Source organism: Streptomyces sp. NP-1717, from assembly GCF_022695985.1.
GTDB lineage: Bacteria > Actinomycetota > Actinomycetes > Streptomycetales > Streptomycetaceae > Streptomyces.
Window position 1 is genome coordinate 1 of sequence record NZ_JAAPBF010000283.1, and the last position, 8,128, is coordinate 8,128.

8 protein-coding genes are annotated in these 8,128 nt (G+C 71.1%); 1 reads left to right on the top strand and 7 read right to left on the bottom strand.

Features of this window, described 5'->3' with window-relative positions; translation table 11 throughout:
• From GXP76_RS32150 to glmS, 3 genes are all read right to left on the bottom strand, one after another.
• Positions 1-197: NAD(P)H-hydrate epimerase (locus GXP76_RS32150; protein ID WP_242575145.1), on the bottom strand; the 197-nt coding region annotated here is incomplete at its 3' end.
• Between the two features lie 29 nt (positions 198-226).
• Positions 227-595: a holo-ACP synthase gene (locus tag GXP76_RS32155; RefSeq protein ID WP_242575146.1), complete on the bottom strand. Its 369-nt coding sequence runs from the start codon at positions 593-595 to the stop codon at positions 227-229.
• A 30-nt stretch (positions 596-625) separates the two neighbouring features.
• Positions 626-2,473, bottom strand: coding sequence for a glutamine--fructose-6-phosphate transaminase (isomerizing) (gene glmS / locus GXP76_RS32160; RefSeq protein WP_242575147.1), 1,848 nt, complete (start codon positions 2,471-2,473; stop codon positions 626-628).
• A gap of 187 nt (positions 2,474-2,660) precedes the next feature.
• Here glmS and GXP76_RS35955 point away from each other — a divergent pair, with 187 nt between their 5' ends.
• Positions 2,661-4,538 carry a DUF4034 domain-containing protein gene (locus GXP76_RS35955; RefSeq protein WP_308354272.1) on the top strand — a complete coding sequence of 626 codons (1,878 nt, stop codon included), beginning with the start codon at positions 2,661-2,663 and terminating at the stop codon, positions 4,536-4,538.
• Positions 4,539-4,593: 55 nt separating this feature from the next.
• Here GXP76_RS35955 and GXP76_RS32170 read toward each other — a convergent pair whose 3' ends face one another.
• From GXP76_RS32170 to GXP76_RS32185, 4 genes are all read right to left on the bottom strand, one after another.
• The gene (locus tag GXP76_RS32170; protein ID WP_242575148.1) at positions 4,594-5,451 is read right to left on the bottom strand and encodes a histidine kinase; all 858 of its coding nucleotides are present in this window, start codon (positions 5,449-5,451) and stop codon (positions 4,594-4,596) included.
• Between the two features lie 21 nt (positions 5,452-5,472).
• Positions 5,473-6,084, bottom strand: a complete 612-nt coding sequence (locus GXP76_RS32175) for a hypothetical protein (RefSeq protein WP_242575149.1) — start codon at positions 6,082-6,084, stop codon at positions 5,473-5,475.
• A 12-nt stretch (positions 6,085-6,096) separates the two neighbouring features.
• A complete protein-coding gene (locus GXP76_RS32180) occupies positions 6,097-7,548 on the bottom strand; it encodes a hypothetical protein (protein ID WP_242575150.1) in 1,452 nt (483 codons plus the stop codon).
• A gap of 65 nt (positions 7,549-7,613) precedes the next feature.
• Positions 7,614-8,087, bottom strand: a complete 474-nt coding sequence (locus GXP76_RS32185; RefSeq protein WP_242575151.1) for a hypothetical protein — start codon at positions 8,085-8,087, stop codon at positions 7,614-7,616.
• Between the last annotated feature and the right edge of the window lie 41 nt (positions 8,088-8,128).

The window sequence follows — 8,128 nt, forward strand, 5'->3', positions numbered from 1 at the left end:
GCGTCGCCGCCGTTGTCGCCGCTCCCGACGAGCAGCACGACCCGCGCCCCGTACACCCGCCCTCTCCGCCGCAGCAGATCAGCGCACGCGGCGGCCAGTCCGGTCGCCGCGCGCTGCATCAGTACGCCGTCGGGGAGCCGGTCCATCAGCTCCCGCTCGGCGGTCCGTACGGTCTGAACGCTGTAGGCAGTACGCATGGAACGAGTCTGCCGCACCGGACGCGGCGTCACCCCTCCGCGATCACCACGGCCGACGCGATCCCCGCGTCATGGCTGAGCGACACGTGCCAGGCCCGTACGCCCAGTTCCGCCGCCCGCGCCGCCACCGTCCCCCGTACCCGCAGGCGCGGCTGCCCGCTCTCCTCGACGTACACCTCGGCGTCCGTCCAGTGCAGCCCGCCCGGCGCGCCCAGCGCCTTCGCCAGGGCCTCCTTGGCCGCGAAACGGGCGGCCAGTGAGGCGATTCCGCGCCGTTCGCCGCTCGGCAGCAGCAACTCCCGCTCGCAGAAGAGCCGGTCGGCCATGGCCGGTGTGCGCTCCAGCGACGCCGCGAAACGTTCGATCTCCGCGACGTCGATCCCCACCCCGATGATCACTGCACTGCCCCATCTCTCACTCGCCGTGGCTCACTCCACGGTCACGGACTTCGCCAGATTCCTCGGCTGGTCCACCTCGTTGCCGCGCGCCGTCGCCAGTTCGCACGCGAAGACCTGCAACGGCACGGTCGAGACCAGCGGCTGAAGGAGCGTCGGCGTCACCGGGACACGGATGAGATGGTCCGCGTACGGCACCACCGCCTCGTCCCCCTCCTCCGCGATCACGATCGTCCGCGCGCCCCGCGCCCGGATCTCCTGGATGTTCGACACGATCTTGTCGTGCAGCACCGAACGCCCGCGCGGAGAGGGTACGACGACCACCACCGGCAGGTCCTCCTCGATCAGCGCGATCGGCCCGTGCTTCAGCTCGCCGGCCGCGAAGCCCTCGGCGTGCATGTACGCCAGCTCCTTCAGCTTCAGCGCGCCCTCCAGCGCCACCGGGTGGCCGACGTGCCGCCCCAGGAAGAGCACCGTCTTCTTGTCGGCGAGGGAGCGCGCCAGCTCCCGTACCGGCTCCATCGTCTCCAGCACCCGCTCCACCTCGTGCGAGATCCGCGACAGGTCGCGGATCACGGCGCGGATCTCGTCGCCGTACTTGGTGCCGCGCAACTGCCCCAGATACAGCGCGACCAGATAACAGGCCACGAGCTGCGTCAGGAACGCCTTCGTGGAGGCGACCGCGACCTCCGGGCCCGCGTGCGTGTAGAGCACGGCGTCCGACTCACGCGGAATGGTCGAACCGTTGGTGTTGCAGATCGCGAGGACCGTGGCGCCCTGGTCGCGCGCGTGCCGCAGCGCCATCAGCGTGTCCATCGTCTCGCCGGACTGGGAGATCGCGATGACGAGGGTGCGGGTGTTCAGGATCGGATCGCGGTAGCGGAACTCGCTCGCCAGCTCCACCTCGCACGGGATCCGCGTCCAGTGCTCGATGGCGTACTTCGCGATCAGCCCGGCGTGGAAGGCGGTCCCGCACGCCACGACGACGACCTTGTCGGCCGCGCGCAGCACACGGGAGGGGATCCGCACCTCGTCCAGCGTCAGCGAGCCCTCGGCGTCGATACGGCCGAGGAGGGTGTCGGAGACGGCCTTGGGCTGCTCGGCGATCTCCTTGAGCATGAAGTAGTCGTAGCCGCCCTTCTCGGCGGCCGACGCGTCCCAGTCGACGTGGTAGGCGCGCACGTCGGCCGGCGCGCCGCCGAAGTCGGTGACCGTCACACCGTCGCGGCGCAGCTCCACCACCTGGTCCTGGCCCAGTTCGATCGCGGAGCGGGTGTGGGCGATGAAGGCCGCGACGTCGGAGGCGAGGAACGACTCGCCGTCGCCGACGCCCACCACGAGCGGCGAGTTGCGGCGGGCGCCCACGACGACGTCCGGCTCGTCCGCGTGCACGGCGACCAGGGTGAACGCGCCCTCCAGCCGCCCGCACACCTGCCGCATCGACTCGGCCAGTTCGCCGCACGAGGAGAACGCCTCCGCGAGCAGGTGCGCCACGACCTCCGTGTCCGTCTCGGAGGCGAGGTCGTGGCCGCGGGCGGTCAGCTCGGCGCGGAGCTCGGCGAAGTTCTCGATGATGCCGTTGTGCACGACGGCGACGCGGCCCGCGTTGTCGGCGTGCGGGTGGGCGTTGGCGTCGGTCGGGCCGCCGTGCGTGGCCCATCTGGTGTGGCCGATGCCGGTGTTGCCGCTCGGCAACGGGCCCTCCACCAGCGCCTTCTCCAGATTGACGAGCTTGCCCGCCTTCTTGACCGAGGCCAGCCCGCCGTCGGCGAGGACCGCGACACCGGCCGAGTCGTAGCCGCGGTATTCGAGCCGCTTGAGACCGGCGATGACCACATCGAGCGCCGACTGTCCGCCTACGTAACCCACGATTCCGCACATGTCGGGCAGCCTACGGCGGCCGGTACCGCCGCCCCGGCAGCGCTCGCGCGCGACACCCGGCCGGCTCGGCCCACCCGGTCCCACCTGGGGCGACCGGCGGACGCGGCTACTCCATGCGATACGGCTTTGTCACCGAAAGCCTCTGGTGGCGGCCACCTCCGACCGCTTTCAATGGATGACCGTGACGATGACCGCGACGCTGCGCACCTTGATCACCCTGCCGCGGATGCTCCGCCACGGGGCCGCCGTCGGCGCCCATCTGCCCCCGGACGCGGCGGTCGTCCTGGACCCGCCCGCGCCGGAACTGCGCGCCGCGCTCACCGCGGCGTACGCGGGCGACCACGGGCCCGCCAGGGATCTGCTCGCCGCGACCCGCGTCGGCGCCGAGTGGGAGCGGCGCGGCGGGTACGTGCCACGGCTGGCCGAGAGCGCGCTGCACAGCCCCGGCTGGCTGGACGCCTGGCTCGCCGAGTCGCCGTCCGATCCGGACGCCGTACTGGTCAAGGCCGAGCACTGCGTGCGGCAGGCGTGGGAGATACGGACGAGCGCGCGGGCGAGCAGCGTCTCGCGCGACCAGTTCCAGGCGTTCTTCGCGCTGCTCGACGACGCGGTCCCGGTGATCGGGGCCGCGGCGGAGCTGAACCCCACCGACCCGGTGCCGTGGCAGGTCGCGCTCACCCACGCGCGGGGCAGCCAGGCGCCGCGCGAGGTCTTCGACTCGTACTGGGCGGAGGCGGCCGCCCGCGCGCCGCACCACTACGGCTGCCATCTCTCGGCGCTCCAGTACCTGTGCGACAAGTGGTACGGCTCGCACACGGAGATGTTCGACTTCGCCGAGCGCGCGGCGGAGCACGCCCTGCCGGGCTCGAAGCTGCACGCGCTGCCGCTGCTGGCGGCCGTCGAGTACGACGTGGTGGCCGACGGCACCCCGGCGGAGGGCGACCGGATCGACCGGTCGCGGATACACGCCGCGCTGAAGCGGGCACTGGAGCTGTCGGACGCGTATCCGCAGGGCGATCCGGAGGTGGCGGGGGTCCGCAACCATCTGGCGCTGATGCTGGTGCTGGCGGACCGGCACGGGGAGGCGCTGGAGCAGTTCCGGGCGGTGGGGGTGCACGCGACGGAGTACCCGTGGGCGTATCTCGGGGACGCGCGCCAGGAGTTCCTGGAATTCCGGGCGGGCGTACGGATGCATGTGGCGGCTCGGATGCCGTTCTTCTCGCGGCCCAGACCCCCGGGGCCGCCGGCGCCGCCCGACCGGCACGAGCCCGCCCCGGGCGCCCCGCACTGTCTGGCGCTGGTCGCGGCCCCGCCGCACACCGTCGCCGACGCCGCGCTGATGTGCGGCGTCCCGCTGCGCATAGCCCCGGCGCCGGGGCGGTCCTCGTACGTCGAACTCGCCGCCGATCCCGAGCCCGGCGTCCGCGCCACTCTCCTCGGCGAGGACCGGCTGACGGCCGCCGCCGACAACTTCACCACCGGCGAACCGTGGCCCGCGCTCGTCCTGCGCCGGACCGGCGACCGGTACGGCTTCACCCTGTTCCAGCAGGGCGAGAAGGTCGCCGACCACGACTGGGACCCGGCGGCGCCGGTCCCCGACCACGCGGCCGTCACGGCGACGGCCGGCACCCTGGCGACGGTGTACGGCCTTGCCGACGCCCGCCCGGTCGCCGGCCTCCTGCGCGGCTCGGACGACCCCGCCCGCCGCCAGTCCGCCCTGCTGGCCGCGCTCGGACTGCCGCCGCTCCCGGCGGGTTTCGGCACCCGCGACGAAGTCCTCACGACCCTCGCCGACGCCCGGGTCCTGGCCCGGCGCGGCTTCTTCGCGGGCATAGTCGACACCCTCTCGGGCGACCCGACGGGCCGCCCGCCCCGGCCACGCCGCCCCCGCTGGTGGGCCCTGCGCGTCGCGGCACTGCTGCTGTTCGTCCCGGTGATGGCCTACGCCTGGTGGTCCCCGGACATCGGCTGGTTCCGCGCGTCACTGTCGACGATCGCGACGTGCTACATAGCGGCCCAGCTGACGGGCGCGTGGAGGCGGCGCCGCCGCCTGACGAAGGGCTGACACCCCGGCCGGCCCGGCCGGGTGGTGCGGCCATACCTCGAACACGCCTGCGCGCTCAGCCCCGGTGCGGCTGTTGTGCCACAGCCTGGCGGAGTTCGCCCTGGTCGGGCAGGAGGCCGGTGATCCGCGTCCAGATCGTCCTGGCCTCCACGCGGACGAGCCTGAACGTGCTCGCCGGGGTGATCCGCTCCTCGGCCACCGGCTCGGCGGGCAACTCCCGCAGCCAGTAGCCGAGGGGGCCGCAGTCCCAGACGGCGAAGCCGCGCGTCTCCGCAGCCTCCTTGCCCTCGTGATGAGTCCGCCAGGCCGAGGTCAGGCGCCAGCTCGACCGGAGCTCGGAGATCAGGTCGGCGACGAGCGCCTGCGCCGGCTCGCCGAGCCCGCCGCCCGTCGTGAGGGCCTGGCGGATCGCCGCGCGCTCGTCCTCGGCGGACCGTACGACTCCCCCGCCCTCCAGTACGGCGAGACCCGCCTCGACGGTGCCGATGGTCGTCTCGACGAGGGAGGGAGCCGTGTCCGGCGCCGCCGGAGACTTCTGGAGGTTCACCATGCCGGCGAGCTTCCACACCAGCGTCCTCGGCTCGAGCAGGGAGTACTCCGCCTCGGTCACGCCCGGCCACGCCTCGTGCGCGACGACGTGGTCCGTGCCGATGAGCATGCCGTGGTGCAGCTTGCCCTGCCGGCCGGCGGCCTCCAGCGAGATGACCACGCCGGGGGTGAGGACAGTCTCCATCAGCGGCAGCAGCGCGGCGGAGAGCTTCCCGTCCTCATCGACCAGACCGCAGTCGAACAACTCCTTCTGGGCCGCCGCGAGTTCGTCGGGCACCTCGCTCCCTGTCGCCAACGCGCAGAGCACGATCACGTGCTCGTCCGCCAGCCGGAAACGGGACCGGGAAATGTCGAATGAAGGCATACATACTCACTTGGTAGTCGCTCATCCCAGCAAATTGAGCCAGAAGGTAATGATCCGTGAGAAACCCGCCCGTACGGCGCCGAGCTTTGTGAGCACGGACCGGTTGACTCCGCAGAAAAGAGCCGCGAGACAGACATCGACGGGCAGGACCCGGCCCACCGCCTGCACGGTTGCCTTTCTGCCGCTTCCGCGCCCCGACTGACGCACGGTGACAACGGCGCCGGGGTCTTCGGCGCCGGGGTGCCGGGACAGCGTGTACGCCCAGCGGTTGAGCGCCGTGAGCGTGTACGCGTCGCCCAGATACGTCATACGCAGCGAGCGGCCCCGGTGCGTCTGCGCCCACCGGTTCCGGCTCATCCGCACGACCTCGTCGCCCACCCGCAGCGTCGCTCGGTTGAGGGTCGGCATGAACACGACCTCCGTGTGGATGCCACGCGTCTCGAACGTGGCCGCGGGAATCAGAGAACCCTCCACAGCGGTGACGATCTTTTCACGCGTATAAGGGCCCGCCGGGTACACCACCCGGATGTCGCCGAACTCCGGAGACGTGCCCTGCCAGCCGGACTGCTTGCCCCCGGCCGGGGATTTCCCCTTCCAGGACGCGAGCGTGAACGGGCTGATAGACGTGTGCATGACTTTCCCTCGCTAGTCGAACGGGTTGAGGGCGCCGCCCAGCTTCTTCGCCCCGTCCGCGATGCCGTCACCGATGTCCGACGCCTTGTCGCCCACCCAGTCCCCGGCCGTGTCGAGCCCTTTGCCGATGGCCTCGTGGTTGTCCCAGACCAGAGCGCCGGCATACAGCACGCCCGTGCCGATCGCCAGGCCGGCCGTGACTGGGTTGGGCGCCACGGTCAGTGCGGTCATCGACGCGTTGAACGCCGTTCCCGTGAGGTCGGTGGCGAACTTCGAAGGATCGGCCTTGATCATATCGGCGTCGTACGTAGCCAAGTTGGCCACACCGTAGGCCGTCGCCGCGACGCCGCCGACGACACCCGCGCCCCGGAGCCATCCGGCGGCCGACGCGGCGTTCGCGAGTCCCCCGGTCTGCGCGACCCTCACGAGATTGGCCTCGGTAGCCGTCGGTACGATCCAGGAACCGTTCCGCAGGTACGTACCGAACTGGGCTGCTTCGTCGGACCCGGTGAGGGCGCCGACCAGGCCGGGAGGAACCTTGCTCAACAGGCTGCCGGGCGCGGCCCCGGCAATGCGGGGGTTGACGAAGTTGGCGAGCGTGGTGCCGGCCGCGGTGATGTCTTTGCCCGACTTCAGGTAGCTGAACAGTTTCCAGGCGGTGCCCGCGGTCCCGACGCCCGCGGCCACGAAAGCGCCTGCGGTGACCGTGCCGTTCTGAACCGCGGCGAACAGTTCCGCGAGCCGCTTGCTGCCGGTCCCCTTCTCCACGGCCTCCTTCTGGAGACGTGCGATGTAGTCGTCGATCGTCTCGTTGTCCCGCATCCCCAGCGAAGCGAGCTCCATGCGCTCCCGCTTCTGCTGGTCGTCCGCCTTCGCGACGCCGTCGGCGTTGCCGTTGAAGCCGCCCGCCGTGCCGTCGTTCTTGCCGCCGCCACTGTCCTTGGCCACGGCTTCGAGGTCCTTCTGGAAGTCCTTGTCCGCGTCGTCGACGGCCTTCACGCAGGCCTTGACGGACTCGGCCCAGGACTGTTCGCTGTCCCGGACGCTCTTGGCGTAGTCCGGGTCGTGGCGGAGCGCGTCGCGCTCGCTCTCGGTGGCACGCTCGTAGTCGAAGGCGACATTGCCCTGCTCCGAGACCCTCATGCCCGCCTTGATGGCGTCGGCGCGCGCGGTCTCCAGTCGCTTCTTCAACTCGACGAACTGGTCGTGCGCGTTGCGCAGCAGTGTCGACGTCGCTTTTGCCTGCGTCTGGGCGGCCTGGTACTCGTACCGGGTGGCCGCGAAGTTCAGTGACGCCGCGTCGGCGCTCTCCCCCTGCCAGACATCACCGAGCGTTATTTTCTGCACACCGTCCCGGTAGCGCTTCTCGACCTTCCCGAATTCCTCGGCCATCGACTTCCACATGTCGGCGGCGGAGGAGAGCTTCCCGAAGTCGGTGGTCATGACTTCGCGATATGTCAGCATGCTCATTTCCCCTGGGGCGCTTCAGAGTCCTGCGATGGCTGTGACCGGCGGTGCCCCGCACTGGCTCACTGGTAACCGTCGAACGCCGACGGCGTCTTGACGCCGTAGATCTCGGCGCGGCGCGCTGTGTCGGTCCCAGAGAGGGTGCCGACAGCTCCCCTGAGGCCGTCACGCTCCTTGCTCAGGCGGCCCAGGAGCGTCTTCACCTGCCCGTCCCAAGTGGTCTGCAACTTTTTGAGTGCCCCTGCGGTCGCCCACCCGCTGAGGGCGCCGACCGCGCCGGTGTTGGCCTCGTCCGCGTGGTTGCCCGCCTTTTTGGTACTTGTCAGCAGCTCGTTGTCGATGGTGCCGGCGGCGGCGTTCTTCTCGGCCGGCGTCGACACGAGCTTCGACGTGCCGCCGGGACTCGAGGCGGGGCCGTCCGCGGGAAGCTGGTTCAACCGCATGGCCGTTGAGCCCTGTTCAGCCGCCTCGGCCCGCTGCGCGGGCCCGTCCTCGCCGAAGCTCATGGTGCGCCAACCCCCGTTGTTGGTGATCACGATTTCGCGTCGCATTGTATGTCCGGCGCCACAGGGCGGTG